This window comes from Kitasatospora aureofaciens (genome assembly GCF_001188955.3).
GTDB classification, from domain to species: Bacteria; Actinomycetota; Actinomycetes; order Streptomycetales; family Streptomycetaceae; genus Kitasatospora; species Kitasatospora aureofaciens.
The window spans coordinates 59,852-75,592 of sequence record NZ_JPRF03000031.1 but is presented as its reverse complement, the minus strand read 5'-3'; the positions used below and the strand labels follow the sequence as shown (position 1 = coordinate 75,592).

Below are 15,741 nucleotides of genomic sequence, written 5' to 3'. Positions count from 1 at the left end.
ACCGTTTCGCCCGCGCCGTTTCGCCCGCGCCGTTTCGCCCGCGTTCACCGGCGGACGGTGCGGGCCTCCCGCCGGACTACTCCGCGGGTGCTCCGGCCTCGACCGGCGCGCCAGGGCGCGCGGCCCGCTCCTCGGAGGCGCCGTCCTGAGCCTCGGATGCGCCGCCCTGCGGCGCGGAGGGCGCCCCGTTCTTCTCCGGCTTGGGCGCCGGGCGGGCCGAGTCGGCGTGCAGCTCGACCGAGGACTCCACGGCGACGACCACCTGCTCACCCGAGCGCTGCCCGGCCCGGATCGAGTCGATCCTGGCCAGGACCTTGCCGCGCAGGTCCGCCGGGGTGTCGTCGCAGCCGCAGGAACGCTTGATCAGCGCCTTGATCGCCTGCTCCAGCCCGTACTGCTTCAGGCACGGCGAGCACTCCTCGAAGTGCACGCGCAGCTTGGCGCAGTCGCCCTCGGCCATCTCGTTGTCGAGGAATTCATAGAGGTGGTCGAGGACCTCGCCACACTCGGTTTCGTGCGGATCGCCGCAGCTCATGAGCCCGAGCCCTTCGCTTCCTGCCCTGCCCCGCTGCCGGCCGGGACCAGCCCGCGCTCACGGGCGTAGTCCTCCAGCATGCCGCGCAGCTGCCGGCGGCCGCGGTGCAGCCGGGACATCACCGTACCGATGGGTGTACCCATGATGTCCGCGATCTCCTTGTACGCAAAGCCTTCTACGTCCGCGAGATAGACGGCGATCCGGAACTCCTCCGGGATGGCCTGGAGCGCGTCCTTCACGTCACTGTCGGGGAGGTGGTCGAGCGCCTGGGTCTCGGCCGAGCGCAGACCGGTCGACATGTGCGACTCGGCCCTGGCCAGCTGCCAGTCCTCGATCTCCTCCGCCGCCGTGCGCTGGGGCTCGCGCTGCTTCTTGCGGTACGAGTTGATGAACGTGTTGGTGAGGATGCGGTACAGCCAGGCCTTGAGGTTCGTGCCCTCACGGAACTGGTGGAAGGACGCGTACGCCTTGGCGAACGCCTCCTGGAGCAGGTCCTCCGCGTCCGCGGGGTTGCGCGTCATGCGCAGCGCCGCAGAGTACATCGGGTCGAGGTACCCCAGGGCGTCGCGCTCGAAGCGCCCCCGCCGGGCCTCCTCGGACTCCTCCGCCGACACCCGGAAGGTGTCCTCACCGATCGCCTCGGCCAGCTCCTCACCGGTGAGCGCCTCGCCCGCAGGCAGGGCCTCGTCCGGGCCACGGCCCGGATCGGCCTCGTGCTCGGTCCCGACGACCGGACCCACCTCCTCGGCATGACGGGCACGGCCCACGGCGGGCCGCCCAGAAATGGAGGATATCGGGCTGACGGGCTTCTCGCCCGCGTCAATCCACTCCGGCCAGGAGGGGGCGAACGCCGCGGTGGCCTCGCGCTCCTCAGGCCGTTCGGGGCACGCGATCGAACCCATCTGCCCTGCCTCTCACCGCTCACTCGTGCTGACGGACACGACAACCACCCCGCCCCCGCCCGCATTCCCGCCCCGGCCCACCATTCACTCGCACGAGTGAGCGAGCGGAAACGCCCTGCTCACAGCCCCACCAGCCCCAGCACCCAGTCCCCCACCGCCGAGCAGATCATCCCCAGCAGCTCGTCCTGCCCCACCGCCGCCCGTTTGGGCACCTCGAAACCGTGGTTCCCGTACGGCAGCCCCACCAGCACGTGCCCCTCCGGCAGCTCCGGGAACTCCTCCGGCCCGCCGAACGGATCCGCCGCGCCCTGCACCACCAGCGTCGGCAACCCCGACTCCAGCAGCTCCTCCGCCCGGCTCCTCTCCGGCTTGCCCGGCGGGTGCAGCGGGAACGCCAGCGCCACCACCCCCACCGCGCCGCTCGCCGCGCCCGTCCGGCACGCCACCCGCGCCCCGGCGCTGCGCCCGCCGACCACCAGCGGCAGCCCCTGCCCGGCCAGCCGCTCCGCGACCGGCCGCCAGCCGAGGTCCAGCGTCCTCGGCGCCGGGCCCAGCTTCTTCCCCGCCACCCGCCAGGGCTGCTCGACCAGCGCCACCGTGATCCCGCGCTCCGGCAGCCGCCCGGCCAGCGCCACCAGGTCCCGCGCCCCGATCCCGCCTCCCGCGCCGTGCCCCAGCGCCAGCACCGCCTTCGCGGCGTCCGCCCGGTGGTAGGTGATCCGGGCGTCCCCGGCCTCCGTGGCGACGAGTTCGGACGTGGTCATCTCAGCGGCTCCCGAAGACGTTCAGAACAGTGTGGTCTCGTACTCGGCCTCGACCCACGGCTCCTTGAGCTCCGGGCCGTTGTTACGGATGCTGCCCACCGCCGGCGACACCGGCGTGGCCAGCAGCGCCCCCGGCGGCGGCGGTACCAGCAGGCGGCGCAGCCCGTCCGGGTCGTCCAGCCCCGGATCCAGCCACTCGCCCCAGGACTCCCGGTCCAGGAACAGCGGCATCCGCTCGTGGATCGGCGCCAGCGCCTCCTCGGCGTCCGTGGTGACGATCGTGAAGGTCACCAGCCAGGCCTGCGGGTCCCCCGGCGGCACCGCCCGGTTGCGCCAGAACTCGTACAGCCCGGCCAGCGCCAGCGGGCCGCCGTCCGCCCGGGAGACGAAGAACGGCTTCTTGCGCGCCTTCCCCCGCTCGCCCGGCACCGTCTGCCACTCGTAGTACCCGTCCACCGGCAGGATGCACCGACGCGAGGAGAAGGCCTGCCGGTAGGCGGGCTTCTCGTGCACCGTGTCCGACCGCGCGTTGATCATCTTCACCGCCGTCTCGGCGGAGTTCGACCACTGCGGCACCAGCCCCCAGCGCAGCGCCCGCAACTGCCGCACCGGCCGCGCCGCGCCCTTCGCCAGCCGCTCCAGCACCACGAAGGCGCTGTTGGTCGGCGCCACGTTCCAGTTCGGCTCCAGGGACTCCTCCGGATCCCAGAACTCCACGTCGAACAGCTCGACGAGGTCCTCGGGCTTGCTGCTGGCTGCGAACCGACCGCACATGCGGGCCAGCTTGCCATGCCGCCCGCCCTCACCACTTCCTCATCCACGGACCAGAACCGCCCGCTCCCGCCCGCCCGTCCCCGCATGGGAGGCTGCCCCGAACGGCCCAACGCAGCGAACGGAGGCGCAGACCCCCCGATGAACCCGAACAACCAGAACCTCGGCGAACTGTGGGACCGGGTCACCGGCACCCAGGCCGCCCCGCCCGGCTGGCTCGTCCTCGCCACCGGCTGCGCCGCCCTGCTCACCGTCCTCGCCCGGCCCCTGTGGCACGTCGCCCGCAACGCCGTCACCATCGCCCACGAGGGCGGCCACGGCCTCGCCGCGCTCGTCACCGGCCGCAAGCTCGCCGGCATCCGGCTGCACTCCGACACCTCCGGCCTCACCCTCTCCTACGGCCGCCCCACCGGCCCCGGCATGGTCCTCACCGCCGCCGCCGGCTACACCGCCCCCGCCCTGCTCGGCCTCGGCTGCGCCGCCCTGCTCGCCGCCGACCGGATCACCCTGCTGCTGTGGCTGGCCATCGCCCTGCTGCTGGCCCTGCTCATCCGCATCCGCAACGCCTTCGGCCTGTTCACCGTCCTGATCGCCGGTGGCGCCTTCTTCCTGGTCTCCTGGTTCGGCAGCGCCCAGGTCCAGGCCGGCTTCGCCTACCTCGGCTGCTGGTTCCTGCTCTTCGGGGCGGTGCGCCCGGTCCTGGAACTCCAGCACCAGCGCCGCATCGGCTGGGCCCGCGACTCCGACGCCGACCAGCTCGCCCGGCTCACCCACGTCCCCGCCCTGGCCTGGGTCACCGTCTTCCTGCTGATCGCCCTCGCCTGCCTCGCCCTCGGCGCCAGCTGGCTGCTCCAGCCCCTCTGATCCGCCCCGGGCACCGACCGTCGGCACCGGGCCAGGAGCGGCCCGGAGGCGAGCGGGCGAGTCCCCGCCCCGAGCCGAAGGGCCGCGCCGGTGCCGAAAGGGAGGAGCGACAAGCGAGGAACGAGCGCCGGAGCGACGAGCGCCGGCACCGGGCCAGGAGCGGCCCGGAGGCGAGCGGGCGAGTCAACAGTCCAGAATCCGGACCGTTCCGGTACGGCCCCTAGACTGGCCCCCATGACCGAGACCCCGTGGCCCGCCCCCGTCGCCACCGCCCCCGTCGACGCCACCGTCACCATCCCCGGCTCCAAGTCGGTCACCAACCGGGCCCTGGTGCTGGCGGCCCTCGCCGACGGGCCCGGCTGGGTGCGCCGCCCGCTGCGCAGCCGCGACTCCCAGCTGATGGCCGACGGCCTGCGCGCCCTCGGGGTCACCATCGAGGAGAAGGTCAACAACGACTCCGGCGGCACCGGCGGCGGCGAGGCCTGGCGGGTCATCCCCGCCCCCGTGCTGCGTGGTCCCGCCAACGTCGACGTGGGCAACGCCGGCACGGTGATGCGCTTCCTGCCCCCGCTCGCCGCCCTCGCCGACGGCCCGGTCCACTTCGACGGCGACCCGCGCAGCCACGAGCGCCCCCAGCACGGTGTGATCAACGCCCTGCGCGCGCTCGGCGCCCGGATCGAGGACGGCGGTCGCGGCAGCTTCCCGCTCACCGTCCACGGCACCGGCGGCCTCGACGGCGGCCCGGTCGAGCTGGACGCCTCGTCCTCGTCCCAGTTCGTCTCCGCCCTGCTGCTCTCCGGCGCCCGCTACAACCACGGAGTGGAGGTCCGGCACGTCGGTGGGCCCGTCCCGTCGCTGCCGCACATCCGGATGACCGTCGAGATGCTGCGCCTGGCAGGCGCCCAGGTCGACGCCCCCGAGGACGGCGGCGAGAAGGACGTCTGGCGGGTCACCCCCGGCGCCCTGCTCGGCCGCGACCTGGTGGTCGAGCCCGACCTGTCCAACGCCGCCCCGTTCTTCGCCGCCGCTCTGGTCACCGGCGGCCGGGTGACCGTGCGCGACTGGCCCAAGCACACCAGCCAGCCCGGCGACCAGCTGCGCGACCTCTACACCCGGATGGGCGGCGCCTGCGAGTTCACCGACGAGGGCCTGCAGTTCACCGGCACCGGCCGGATCCACGGCATCGAGGCCGACCTGCACGACGTCGGCGAGCTCACCCCGGTGATCGCCGCCGTCGCCGCCCTCGCCGACTCCGAGTCCCACCTGTACGGCATCGCCCACCTGCGCATGCACGAGACCGACCGGCTCGCCGCCCTCGCCAAGGAGATCAACGACCTGGGCGGCGACGTCAGCGAGACCGAGGACGGTCTGCGGATCCGCCCGCGCCCGCTGCGCGGCGGCGTCTTCCACACCTACGAGGACCACCGCCTGGCCACCGCCGCCGCGGTGCTCGGCCTCGCCGTGCCCGGCGTCGGGGTGGAGAACGTGGCCACCACCGCCAAGACCCTGCCCGACTTCCCCAAGATGTGGGCGGAGCTGCTCGGCGAAGGCGTCGACGGCGGCGGCGACGGCGGAGCGGCGACGGACGCCTGAGCGGAGACTGGAGCCATGCGCCGCTACGGCAAGGACGCCGACGAGGACGACATCCGCAACCGCCCCGCCCGCCGGGGCTCCCGGCCGCGGACCCGGATCCGGCCCAAGCACGAGGACGCCGAGGGGGCGATGGTGCTGACCGTCGACCGCGGCCGGATCACCTGCCTGGTCGACCCGGGGACCAAGCAGGAGCGCCAGGTCGTCGCCATGAAGGCCCGCGAGCTGGGCCGCAAGGGCGTCGTCGTCGGCGACGTGGTCAACCTGGTCGGCGACCTCTCCGGGGACACCGACACCCTCGCCCGGATCGTCCGGGTCGAGGAGCGCAGCTCCGTGCTGCGGCGCACCGCGGACGACGACGACCCGTACGAGCGGATCGTCGTCGCCAACGCCGACCAGCTGGCCATCGTCACCGCCCTGGCCGACCCGGAGCCCCGCCCCCGGCTGATCGACCGCTGCCTGGTCGCCGCCTACGACGCGGGCATGGAACCGCTGCTGGTGCTCACCAAGTCCGACCTCGCCCCGGCCGAACCGCTGCTGGAGTCGTACGCCCCGCTCGGCATCAACTACGTCGTCACCCGCCGGGACGAACTGGAGACCGTCGGCGCCGAGGCCGTCCGCGAGCACCTGCGCGGACTGTCCACGGTGTTCATCGGCCACTCCGGCGTCGGCAAGACCACCCTGGTCAACGCCCTCGTCCCGGACCGCCGGCGGCAGACCGGCCACGTCAACGCCGTCACCGGCCGCGGCCGGCACACCACCGTCTCCGCCCTCGCCCTGCGACTGCCCCCGCCGCCCGGCGCCAAGCCCGGTTCCCGCAAGGCGCTCGACACCGGCTGGGTGATCGACACTCCCGGCTTCCGTTCCTTCGGCCTCTCCCACATCGACCCGTCCCGGGTCATCCACGCCTTCCCCGACCTGGAGCCCGGCACCGTGGACTGCCCGCGCGCGTGCAGCCACGACGAGCCGGACTGCGCCCTGGACGCCTGGGTCGCCGACGGCCACGCCGAGGCCGCCCGGCTCTACTCGCTGCGCCGCCTGCTGTCCAGCAAGGAGGCCCGCGAGGGCGACTGACGGCTCTGCCGTCCCTCGGGTCGGTGGCCCGTTCGAGGTGTCGGACGGGCTCTCCCTGGCGATCATAGGAAAGTCGGGCCGGCACGGCCCGTCCGTCGATCGACAGGGAGGGCACGCGATGGCATGGGCCCTGGTGGTCCTGGCCGGCCTGCTGGAGACCGGCTTCGCGATCAACCTCAAGCTCAGCGAGGGGTTCACCAGGCTCTGGCCCACCATCAGCTTCTGCGTGTTCGCGCTCGGCAGCTTCGGGCTGCTCACCCTCTCGCTGAAGAGCCTGCCGGTCGGCCCCGCCTACGCGGTGTGGACGGGCATCGGCGCGGCCGGCACCGCGGTCTACGGCATGGTCTTCCTGGACGAGACCACCTCGGTGCTCAAGCTGGTCTCCATCTCCCTGGTGATCGCCGGCGTGATCGGCCTCCAGCTCAGCGGCACGGCCCACTGAGCCTGCTCGCCCACTGAGTCGGGCCCCTGCACTGAGCTAGGGTTTCCGACATGGCCGACTACCACGACGATCTCCGACTCGCCCACGTCCTCGCCGACTCGGCCGACTCGGTCACCCTGGAGCGCTTCCGCGCCCTCGACCTGAAGATCGAGACCAAGCCGGACCTGACGCCGGTCAGCGACGCCGACAAGGCCGCCGAGGAGCTGGTGCGCAGCGTGCTCCAGCGCGCCCGGCCGCGCGACGCCGTCCTCGGCGAGGAGTTCGGCCTGCAGGGCTCCGGCCCTCGCCGCTGGGTGATCGACCCGATCGACGGCACCAAGAACTACATCCGCGGCGTCCCGGTCTGGGCCACCCTGATCGCCCTTCTGGAGGACGGCCCGGACGGCGTCGAGCGCCCGGTGGTCGGCATCGTCTCGGCTCCGGCGCTGCAGCGCCGCTGGTGGGCGGCCGAGGGCCTGGGCGCGTACGCGGGCCGCAGCCTCGCCAAGGCCTCCCGGATCCACGTCTCCGGCGTCTCCCGGATCGAGGACGCCTCCTTCTCGTACTCCTCCCTCACCGGCTGGGAGGACCGCGGCCGCCTCGACCCGTTCCTGGACCTCACCCGCGCCTGCTGGCGCACCCGCGCGTACGGGGACTTCTGGTCCTACATGATGGTCGCCGAGGGCGCCGTGGACATCGCCGCCGAGCCCGAGCTGTCGCTGTGGGACATGGCCGCGCCCTGCATCGTGGTGGAGGAGGCCGGCGGCCGCTTCACCGGCCTGGACGGCATCCCCGGCCCCGGCGGTGCGGACGCGGTCGCCAGCAACGGTCTGCTGCACGAGGAGACCCTGCGGCGCCTCTCCGTCTGAGCCCCCGACGCACATGGTTGCGGGCCCCTCGACCAGTGGGAGCTGGTCGAGGGGCCCGCCGCCCTCCCGGTCCGCCCTACTGCTTGCGCAGCTCCCGGACCGCCGCGTCCAGCCGCTGCCCGTAGTCGGCGTCGGCCTTGCGGAAGTTGTCGATCGCGCGCTCCACGATGTCCTCGCGGTCGGCCGAGACCTTGGCGATGAAGCCCGCCAGGTTGGCGATCAGGCGCTGCTTCTCCTCCTCGGTGTACAGCCGGTACAGGTTGCCGGCCTGCACGAAGTCGTCGTCCTCGGCGTGCGAGGGCGTCGCGTGGTTACCGGTGTACCCGTCGACCGCGGTCGCGGCCCACAGCGGACGGCCGGTCTGCACCGGGCCGCCGAAGCTGTTCGGCTCGTAGTTCTTCTGCCGCCCGTGCCGGCCGTCGTACAGGTAGCCGTCGCGGCTGTTGGTGCGGGCCTCGGTGGCGTGCGGGCGGTTGACCGGCAGGTGGTCGGCGTTGATGCCGACCCGGTAGCGGTGGGCGTCGGCGTAGGCGAACAGGCGGCCCTGGAGCATCTTGTCCGGGGACGGGCCGATGCCGGGCACGAAGTTCGCCGGGGTGAACACCGACTGCTCGACCTCGGCGAAGACGTTGTCGGGGTTGCGGTTGAGCTCCAGCCGGCCGATCTCGATCGGCGGGTAGTCGGCGTGCGGCCAGACCTTGGTCAGGTCGAAGGGGTTGAAGCGGTAGGTGGCCGCGTCGGCCGCCGGCATGATCTGGACCTGCACCGTCCAGCTGGGGAACTCGCCTCGCTCGATCGCCTGGCGCAGGTCGCGCTGGTGGCTGTCCGGGTCCTCGCCGGCGAGCCGGTTGGCCTCGGCCTGGGTGAGGTTGCGGATGCCCTGGTCGGTCTTGAAGTGGTACTTGACCCAGAAGTGCTCGCCGGCCTCGTTCTGCCACTGGTAGGTGTGCGAGCCGAAGCCGTCCATGTGCCGGTAGGTGGCCGGGATGCCGCGGTCGCCGAACAGCCAGGTCACCTGGTGGGTGGCCTCGGGCGACAGGCCCCAGAAGTCCCAGACGTTGTCGGCCTCCTGCGAGCCGGTGTACGGGTCGCGCTTCTGGGTGTGGATGAAGTCCGGGAACTTGACGGCGTCCCTGATGAAGAACACCGGGGTGTTGTTGCCGACGAGGTCGTAGTTGCCCTCCTCGGTGTAGAACTTCAGCGCGAAGCCGCGCGGGTCGCGCACCGCGTCGGCCGCGCCGAGGTTGCCGGCCACGGTGGAGAAGCGCAGGAAGACCTCGGTCTGCTTGCCGACCCGGGACAGGAAGGCCGCGCGGGTCCAGGGGGTCACGTCGGCGGTCACCGTGAAGGTCCCGTACGCGCCGGCGCCGCGGGCGTGCACCACGCGCTCCGGGATCCGCTCGCGGTTGAAGTGCGCGAGCTTCTCGAACAGCAGCTGGTCCTGGATCAGGACCGGGCCGCCGACACCCGCGGTCTCGGTGTTCTGGTTGTCGGCGACGGGGGCGCCGGCCGCCGTGGTGAGGGTCGGGCGCAGCTCGTCCTGCGTGGTCATAACGGGGTGCCTCCGAGGGGTCCGGTCGTGATGACACGATCCTAACTTGGACTCTGTCTAAGTCAACACTGGCACCAATCTCGGAGCGTGACTTATTCTGGTCCCATGAGTGATCTGCTGGAGAGACTGCGCGGACGCGGCTGGCGGCTGACCTCACAGCGCCGGGTGGTGGCCGAGGTCCTCGACGGCGAGCACGTTCACCTCACCGCGGACGAGGTGCACGCCCGCGCCGCCGGCCGCCTGCCCGAGATCAGCCGCGCGACCGTCTACAACACGCTCGGCGAACTGGTCGCCCTCGGCGAGGTGCTGGAGGTCGCCACGGACGGCCGCGCCAAGCGCTACGACCCCAACGCCCACCGCGCCCACCAGCACCTGGTCTGCTCCGGGTGCGGCGCGATCCGCGACGTCCATCCCCACGGCGACCCGCTCGCGGCGCTGCCCGCCGCCGAACGCTTCGGCTTCGCCGTCGCCACCGCCGAGGTCACCTACCGCGGCCTGTGCCCCGACTGCCGGCCCTGACCCCTCGGCCGCCCGGCCGCCGACCACCCGACCGCCGGGCCGTGACCCGCCGGCCGCAAGGCTGCCGCCCCCTCGAAGCCGTACCGGGGTACGGGTCCGGCTACGCGCTCAGCTCCGCGTGCAGCGCGCCCAGCAGCCGCCCGGCCCGCTCCGCGACCTCGGCCGGCCCGTAGTCGGTCGCCCGCCGGCACCAGTTCTCTGCCTGCACCGGCTCGCCCCGACGCAGCGCCAGCAGCGCCAGGCGCAGCGCCGCCCGCCCGTGCCCGGCGTCGGCGGCCCGGGTGTACCAGAGCATCGCCTCCGCCTCGCTGTCCTGCCGGGCCAGCAGCAGCCCCAGGTTGAACGCGGCGCTGCGGCTGCCCGCCTCGGCGGCCCGCCGGTACCAGCTCTCGGCGATCTCCAGCGCCCCGCGCTCGGCCGCCCTGACACCCATCCGCACCTGCGCCCGCCGGTGCCCGGCGTCGGCCGCCAGCGCGTACCAGTGCTCGGCCTCCGCGTCCGCGTCCCCACGCCGGTCCAGCACCGAGGCCAGCCGGAACGCACCCTCCGCCGAACCGCCCGCCGCCGCCTGCCGGTAGCGCTCCAGGGCGCCCGCCAGGTTGCCGCGCTGCTCCTGGGCGACCGCCAGCTGCAGCGCCGCCTCGCCGTGGCCCTCGGCGGCCGCCCTCGCGTACCACTCCTGGGCCTGCCGCGCCTCGCCGCGTCCGGCGTGCAGCACGCCCAGGTTGAAGGCGCCGTCCACGCTGCCGGCCTCGGCGGCCTTGGAGAACCACGGCTCGGCGCCGGACTCGTCGCCGCGCTGCAGCAGCACCACGGCCAGCGCGTTGCAGGCCTCCGGGTGCCCGGCGTACGCGGCCCGGCGGTACCACTGCTCGGCCTGCTGGTCGCGTCCGGTGCCGGCGCAGAGCAGGCCGAGGTTGAAGGCACCGTTCTGGTCGCCCGCGTCGAGGGCGGTGCGGTACCAGTGCTCGGCCTCCTTGGCCTCGCCGCGGCTCGCGTGCAGCGCGCCGAGCGCGTTGGCGGCGTTGCCGTCGCCGGCCTCGGCGGCCTCCTGCCACCACTCGGCGGCCGCGGCGATGTCGCCGGAGTCGCGCAGCAGGAAGCCGAGCGCGCAGGCCGCGCGCGGCTCGCCGTTCTGCGCGGACTGCCGGTACCAGCGGGCCGCCTCCTCCAGCAGCGACCGGTCCGTGCGGGCGCGCTCCTCCAGCAGCACGCCCAGGCGCAGCGCGGCGCGGGCGTGGCTGCGGGCCGCTGCGGTGCGGTACCAGGCCTCGGCGGTCTCCTTGTCCCCGGCGGCCTCGCGCATCCGGGCCAGCCGGTAGGCGGCCTCCCGGTGCCCGGCATCGGCGGACACCTTGAACCAGCGCTCGGCCCGCACGTCGCGCCGGTGCTCCATCAGGTCGCCGAGCGCGTAGGCGCCCAGCGGGTGGCCGTGGTCGGCGGCGAAGTGCAGCCAGTACTCGGCGGCCTCCTCCTCCCCCTGGTCGCGCAGCTGGAGCCCGAGCGCGTGCGCGGCGGGGGCGCTGCCCGCCACCGCCGCCTGGCGCCACCACTGGCCGGCCTCCGCGCGGTGGCCCTGCTGGTGCAGCAGGACGCCCAGGTTGTTGGCGGCGGCCCGCAGCCCGGCGGCCGCGGCGGCGCGCAGGTAGGGCTCGGCGTCCTCCAGGTCGCCGCGGCGCAGCAGCAGGGTGCCGAGCCGGCCGGCGGCCTCCGGGTCGCCGCCGTCGGCGGCCTGCCGGTGCCGGGCCTCCAGGGCGGCGGACTCCCGGGCGGCCAGCGCGGTCTCGAAGCTGGTCGGGTCCAGCCCGGCCGGGTCCAGCGCGGCGCCGGAGGGCACTTCCTCACCACCCGCGCCGTACGGGCCGACGGCGGCGGAGAACTGACGGGTGGACACGTGAACGAGGCTGTCGGGCCCGAAACCGCCGGCCGCGGGGCGCTCGGACAGTCCGCTGGTGCGCTGGGCGGGCAGGGCCCCGGGGCGGTTGTCGGGGCTCTCGGCGCTCTCCGCCCAGGCGTCGGTGTCCGCCTCGACGGCCGCACCCGACTTGGTGCCCGACTTGCCGATCAGCCTCATGCCGACTCCCGCTCCCCCAGAGTGTCGCGGCATCGTGCCCCGGCCGACGGCCGGGGGGACTTCTCCCAGGAGAGGCGCCGGACCCGACGGCCCATCAGCGGCCGTGCACCGTCCCCCGTGTGTCCCATCGTCGCATCACCCGCTACCCGCGTACACCTGCCTCGGCCGAATTCGGGCGGGGCAGCCCTGAAGCCGACGGAATTGCTTCGGCGCTTTGTCGATTTCCCGACACTTCCACCCCACAAACCCCGGTGCCGCCCCCGTTGGCGACGGTCGATAGTACCGGAGCGGTTCCCACCGCTTCCGGACGGAAACATCGCGGGAAACGTCAGAGGCCCGGAGGAATGATCCTCCGGGCCTCTGACACTGTGTAGCGGGGACAGGATTTGAACCTGCGACCTCTGGGTTATGAGCCCAGCGAGCTACCGAGCTGCTCCACCCCGCGTCGGTGATAGAACAATAGCACGAAAACGACAGTGGCCCGGAGGAATGATCCTCCGGGCCACTGTCACTGTGTAGCGGGGACAGGATTTGAACCTGCGACCTCTGGGTTATGAGCCCAGCGAGCTACCGAGCTGCTCCACCCCGCGTCGGTGAAAGAACCGTAGCACGGACACGGGGTGGAACCAAAAACGGTCACCGCAGCTCAGCGGGGACTACGGGTGCGGGCTGGGCGCCCCCGACCCGGTCGGCGCCGACGGCGGCGCCGCCGTCGGCGCGGCCGTCGGCACCGGCGCCGGGCTGCCGCCGCGGGCCGCGTCGGCCGCCTTCAGGGCGTCCCCGAGCGCCTTCTGGGCGTTGCCGTAGGCCACCCAGTCGCCGTTCTTGAACGCGGTCTGGCTGTCGTTGTACGCCTTCTCCGCGTCCGACAGCGCCTTCTGCAGCTCCGGCGAGATCGTCCCGCCCGGCGCCGGGGTGCCCGGACCGGTCGGCGTCGGAGTCGGCGTCCCCGGGGCCGGCGTGGTGCCGCCGCCCGGCGTCGTGCCGCCACCCGGGGCCGTCCCGCCGCCCGGGCTGGACGGCGCCACCGGCGTGGCCGGCGGGGCCTGCCCGGCGAACAGCTTCTTGAGCGCGTCCTCGAGGGTGTTCTCGAACGCCACGTTGTCGTCCCCGTACACCGCGAGGACCTTCTGCAGCGTCGGGTACTTGGCGCCGCGCCCGCGCACGTACACCGGCTCGACGTTCAGCAGCCCGCCGCCGACCGGCAGGGTCAGCAGGTTGCCGTACTCCAGCTCGGTGTCCCCGCCGGTCTTCAGCGCGTAGATCTGCGAGGCCACCTCCTGGCGGGAGTTGAACTTCGACTGCACCAGGCCGGGGCCGGGGGCCCCGCTCTCGCCCGTCATCTTCAGGATGCGGATCTTCCCGTAGTCGTCGCCCGGATCCGCGTTGACGGACATGAAGGCCGCCAGGTTGGGCCGCTGGTTGGGCACGAAGGTGCTGGTCAGCGAGAAGCTCGCGGCGGCGGCGTCCGGTGTGCGCACCGTCACGTAGTACGGCGGCTGGACCTGCTTGGTGTCGCTGGTCGGGTCCACCGGGACCTGCCAGATGTCGCTGCCGTTGAAGAAGGAGTTGGCGTCGGTCACGTGGTACTGGCCGAGCAGGTCGCGCTGCACCTTGAACATGTCCTGCGGGTAGCGCAGGTGCGGCAGCAGCGACGCCGGGATGTCCGCCTTCGGCTCGACCGTGCCCGGGAAGGCCTTCATCCAGGTCTTCAGCACCGGGTCCTTCTCGTCCCACTGGTAGAGCTTCACCTCGCCGGTGTAGGCGTCCACCGTGGCCTTGACCGAGTTGCGGATGTAGTTGACCTGGTTGGCGACGGTCAGCAGCTCACCGCGCTGGTTGGTCAGCGAGTCCTTGGTCGCGGTGCCCAGCGTCGTCTTCGACGAGAACGGGAAGCCGTCGGAGGTGGTGTAGCCGTCCACCACCCACACCACGTGGCCGTCCTGCACCACCGGGTACGGGTCGGCGTCGATCGACAGCCACGGCGCGACCTTCTCCACCCGCTCCTTCGGCGTCCGGTTGTAGATCACCTTGGCGCCGTCGGTGATCGCCCCCGCGTACAGGATCTGCGGCTCGGCGAAGCGCACCGCGTACGCGGCCCGGGTGACCGGGTTGTCCAGCGAGACACCGCTGTCACCGGCGTACGTGTACTCCACGTTCTGGCCGGTCTTGACGTCGGTGTAGTCGATCTCCTTGTTCGCGCCCCCGACGATCGAGTACGTCGTCGTCTTCTCGCCGTAGTAGATCCGCTGCTGGTAGTCGCCCAGCGCACCGGTGGTCGGCAGGCCGGACTCGGTGAACACCGGGCCGCCCTTGTCGTCGACCTGGTTGCCCTTGGCGACCGCCGCGCCGTAGCCGTGGGTGTACTTGAAGTGGTCGTTGATCCAGTTGCGCTGCACCCCGTTGAGGTCCAGCTCGCGCAGGCCGATCACGGTGTCCTGCTTGTCCGCGCCGGTGCCGTAGCGGTCCACCGACAACGTGCTCGGGAACGCGTAGTAGTTGCGCTGCTGCTCCAGCGACTGGAACGTCTGCGAGACGATGTTCGGGTCCAGCAGCCGCACGTCCGCGACGGTCTGCGCGTCCGGCTTCAGCGCGTCACCCGTGGTCGAGCCCTGCGGGCTGTACGGGGTGGTCTTCGCGTCCGCGATCCCGTACGCCTGCCGCGTCGCGTCGATGTTCTTCTGGATGTACGGCGTCTCCTTGGCCTGCTCGTTCGGCTTGACCTGGAACTGCTGCACGATCGCCGGGTACAGGCCGCCGATCAGCACCGCCGACAGCACCATCAGCCCCAGCCCGATCAGGGCCGGCGCCCAGGTGCGGCGGATCGGCGTCAGGAAGAACAGCACCGCGCAGATGATCGCGACGAAGAACAGGATCGTCTTGGCCGGCAGGAACGCGTTGGCGTCCACGTAGCGCAGGCCCGTCCAGCCCGACACCCCCTTGTAGGAGCCGGTCTTCACCGCCAGCGCGTACCGGTCCAACCAGTACGCCACCGCCTTCAGCAGCACGAACACGCCCAGCAGCACCGCCAGGTGCCCCTGCGCGCCCGCGCTCGCCCGACGGCCCGGACCCTGCAGCCGCAGCCCCCCGTACAGGTAGTGCACCAGCGCCGAGGTCAGCAGCGAGACGATCACCGCGCTGAACGCGAAGCCCAGCACGAACTCGTAGAACGGCAGGTCGAAGGCGTAGAACGAGACGTCCATGCCGAACTGGGCGTCCTTCTCGCCGAAGGGCGTCGCGTTCGTCCACATCAGCCAGGTCCGCCACTGGCCCGACGCCGCCGCGCCCGCCACCAGGCCGATCACCAGCGAGACGCCGATCAGCGCCCAGCGCTTGAACGGTGCCAGCCCCGCCCGGTAGCGGTCCAGGCTCTGCTGCTCCACCGACATCGCCGACAGCGGCGGCCGCAGCCGGTGCGCCAGCCAGATGTTGAAGCCGACGATCACCGCCATCAGCAGGCCGAACACCGCGAACAGCCCGATCTTCGTCCACAGCTGGGTGGTGAAGACCGAGGAGTAGTGGACCGACCTGAACCACAGCCAGTCCGTCCAGAACCCGGCGAACATGACGAACAGCAGGAACAGCACCGCGAGTACGCCCAGGGTCAGCAGGGCCACCCGCGCCCGCCGGGAAGGCGGGCCCACCCTCCGCCGGAAACCCGGCCCTGAGCGTTCCGGCATCTGGAATACCACGGTGGCACCTCAGCTGTGTCGTCTGGAATCGGTCGGTCGTCAGAGAAACTTAACCAGGCTTTGGTCGAGTTCCCACCGTTAGCAGACGGTTACTACGCCGCCCCCACCGCCCCC

Annotated in this window: 13 protein-coding genes and 2 tRNA genes; 6 read left to right on the top strand and 9 right to left on the bottom strand. The window is 72.7% G+C overall.

All coding sequences use genetic code 11. The features are described from left to right. Nucleotides 1–76: 76 nt before the first annotated feature. The 4 genes from rsrA to HS99_RS20420 all read right to left on the bottom strand — a co-directional run bounded on the left by rsrA (nt 77) and on the right by HS99_RS20420 (nt 2,975). A complete protein-coding gene (gene rsrA, locus HS99_RS46845; RefSeq protein ID WP_078867227.1) occupies nt 77–535 on the bottom strand; it encodes a mycothiol system anti-sigma-R factor in 459 nt (152 codons plus the stop codon). Next, nucleotides 532–1,182 carry a sigma-70 family RNA polymerase sigma factor gene (locus HS99_RS20430; RefSeq protein ID WP_051746768.1) on the bottom strand — a complete coding sequence of 217 codons (651 nt, stop codon included), beginning with the start codon at nt 1,180–1,182 and terminating at the stop codon, nt 532–534. Before HS99_RS20430 ends, rsrA begins: the two co-directional genes overlap by 4 nt. A 374-nt stretch (nt 1,183–1,556) precedes the next feature. After that, nucleotides 1,557–2,201 carry an alpha/beta hydrolase family protein gene (locus tag HS99_RS20425; protein WP_030282262.1) on the bottom strand — a complete coding sequence of 215 codons (645 nt, stop codon included), beginning with the start codon at nt 2,199–2,201 and terminating at the stop codon, nt 1,557–1,559. 21 nt (nt 2,202–2,222) lie between these two features. Then, nucleotides 2,223–2,975, bottom strand: coding sequence for an SOS response-associated peptidase (locus HS99_RS20420; RefSeq protein WP_030282264.1), 753 nt, complete (start codon nt 2,973–2,975; stop codon nt 2,223–2,225). Nucleotides 2,976–3,113: 138 nt separating this feature from the next. Here HS99_RS20420 and HS99_RS20415 point away from each other — a divergent pair, with 138 nt between their 5' ends. The 5 genes from HS99_RS20415 to hisN all read left to right on the top strand — a co-directional run bounded on the left by HS99_RS20415 (nt 3,114) and on the right by hisN (nt 7,790). Continuing rightward, on the top strand, nt 3,114–3,836 hold the full coding sequence (locus tag HS99_RS20415; RefSeq protein WP_030282266.1) for a M50 family metallopeptidase: 723 nt from the start codon (nt 3,114–3,116) through the stop codon (nt 3,834–3,836). A 234-nt stretch (nt 3,837–4,070) separates the two neighbouring features. Continuing rightward, on the top strand, nt 4,071–5,429 hold the full coding sequence (aroA, locus tag HS99_RS20410; RefSeq protein WP_050366585.1) for a 3-phosphoshikimate 1-carboxyvinyltransferase: 1,359 nt from the start codon (nt 4,071–4,073) through the stop codon (nt 5,427–5,429). Nucleotides 5,430–5,444: 15 nt separating this feature from the next. Then, nucleotides 5,445–6,500 (top strand): ribosome small subunit-dependent GTPase A, encoded by a 1,056-nt coding sequence (gene rsgA / locus HS99_RS20405; RefSeq protein WP_030282270.1) that lies wholly within the window; start codon nt 5,445–5,447, stop codon nt 6,498–6,500. Between the two features lie 118 nt (nt 6,501–6,618). Further along, the gene (locus tag HS99_RS20400; RefSeq protein WP_030282272.1) at nt 6,619–6,942 is read left to right on the top strand and encodes a DMT family transporter; all 324 of its coding nucleotides are present in this window, start codon (nt 6,619–6,621) and stop codon (nt 6,940–6,942) included. Nucleotides 6,943–6,992: 50 nt separating this feature from the next. Beyond that, nucleotides 6,993–7,790 (top strand): histidinol-phosphatase, encoded by a 798-nt coding sequence (gene hisN, locus HS99_RS20395; protein ID WP_030282273.1) that lies wholly within the window; start codon nt 6,993–6,995, stop codon nt 7,788–7,790. A 76-nt stretch (nt 7,791–7,866) separates the two neighbouring features. Here hisN and HS99_RS20390 read toward each other — a convergent pair whose 3' ends face one another. Next, entirely contained in the window at nt 7,867–9,342 is a 1,476-nt protein-coding gene (locus HS99_RS20390) for a catalase (RefSeq protein ID WP_030551255.1), read from the bottom strand. Between the two features lie 105 nt (nt 9,343–9,447). Between HS99_RS20390 and HS99_RS20385 the strand changes: the two genes are divergently transcribed. After that, nucleotides 9,448–9,861 (top strand): Fur family transcriptional regulator, encoded by a 414-nt coding sequence (locus HS99_RS20385; protein WP_030282277.1) that lies wholly within the window; start codon nt 9,448–9,450, stop codon nt 9,859–9,861. Between the two features lie 100 nt (nt 9,862–9,961). On the opposite strand, the gene HS99_RS20380 is transcribed toward HS99_RS20385, so the two are convergent. The 4 genes from HS99_RS20380 to HS99_RS20365 all read right to left on the bottom strand — a co-directional run bounded on the left by HS99_RS20380 (nt 9,962) and on the right by HS99_RS20365 (nt 15,615). Continuing rightward, nucleotides 9,962–11,935, bottom strand: coding sequence for a tetratricopeptide repeat protein (locus HS99_RS20380; RefSeq protein WP_094742873.1), 1,974 nt, complete (start codon nt 11,933–11,935; stop codon nt 9,962–9,964). 371 nt (nt 11,936–12,306) lie between these two features. Next, nucleotides 12,307–12,380 (bottom strand) — tRNA-Met (locus HS99_RS20375). 71 nt (nt 12,381–12,451) lie between these two features. Beyond that, nucleotides 12,452–12,525 (bottom strand) — tRNA-Met (locus tag HS99_RS20370). A 66-nt stretch (nt 12,526–12,591) separates the two neighbouring features. After that, on the bottom strand, nt 12,592–15,615 hold the full coding sequence (locus tag HS99_RS20365; RefSeq protein WP_030551251.1) for a UPF0182 family membrane protein: 3,024 nt from the start codon (nt 15,613–15,615) through the stop codon (nt 12,592–12,594). Nucleotides 15,616–15,741 lie beyond the last annotated feature (126 nt).

Coding starts and splice junctions, on each gene's coding strand:
- rsrA (WP_078867227.1), bottom strand. CDS start 535: ATGAGCTGCGGCGATCCGCACGAAACCGAGTGTGGCGAGGTCCTCGAC.
- HS99_RS20425 (WP_030282262.1), bottom strand. CDS start 2,201: ATGACCACGTCCGAACTCGTCGCCACGGAGGCCGGGGACGCCCGGATC.
- HS99_RS20420 (WP_030282264.1), bottom strand. CDS start 2,975: ATGTGCGGTCGGTTCGCAGCCAGCAGCAAGCCCGAGGACCTCGTCGAG.
- HS99_RS20415 (WP_030282266.1), top strand. CDS start 3,114: ATGAACCCGAACAACCAGAACCTCGGCGAACTGTGGGACCGGGTCACC.
- aroA (WP_050366585.1), top strand. CDS start 4,071: ATGACCGAGACCCCGTGGCCCGCCCCCGTCGCCACCGCCCCCGTCGAC.
- rsgA (WP_030282270.1), top strand. CDS start 5,445: ATGCGCCGCTACGGCAAGGACGCCGACGAGGACGACATCCGCAACCGC.
- HS99_RS20400 (WP_030282272.1), top strand. CDS start 6,619: ATGGCATGGGCCCTGGTGGTCCTGGCCGGCCTGCTGGAGACCGGCTTC.
- hisN (WP_030282273.1), top strand. CDS start 6,993: ATGGCCGACTACCACGACGATCTCCGACTCGCCCACGTCCTCGCCGAC.
- HS99_RS20390 (WP_030551255.1), bottom strand. CDS start 9,342: ATGACCACGCAGGACGAGCTGCGCCCGACCCTCACCACGGCGGCCGGC.
- HS99_RS20385 (WP_030282277.1), top strand. CDS start 9,448: ATGAGTGATCTGCTGGAGAGACTGCGCGGACGCGGCTGGCGGCTGACC.
- HS99_RS20380 (WP_094742873.1), bottom strand. CDS start 11,935: ATGAGGCTGATCGGCAAGTCGGGCACCAAGTCGGGTGCGGCCGTCGAG.
- HS99_RS20365 (WP_030551251.1), bottom strand. CDS start 15,615: ATGCCGGAACGCTCAGGGCCGGGTTTCCGGCGGAGGGTGGGCCCGCCT.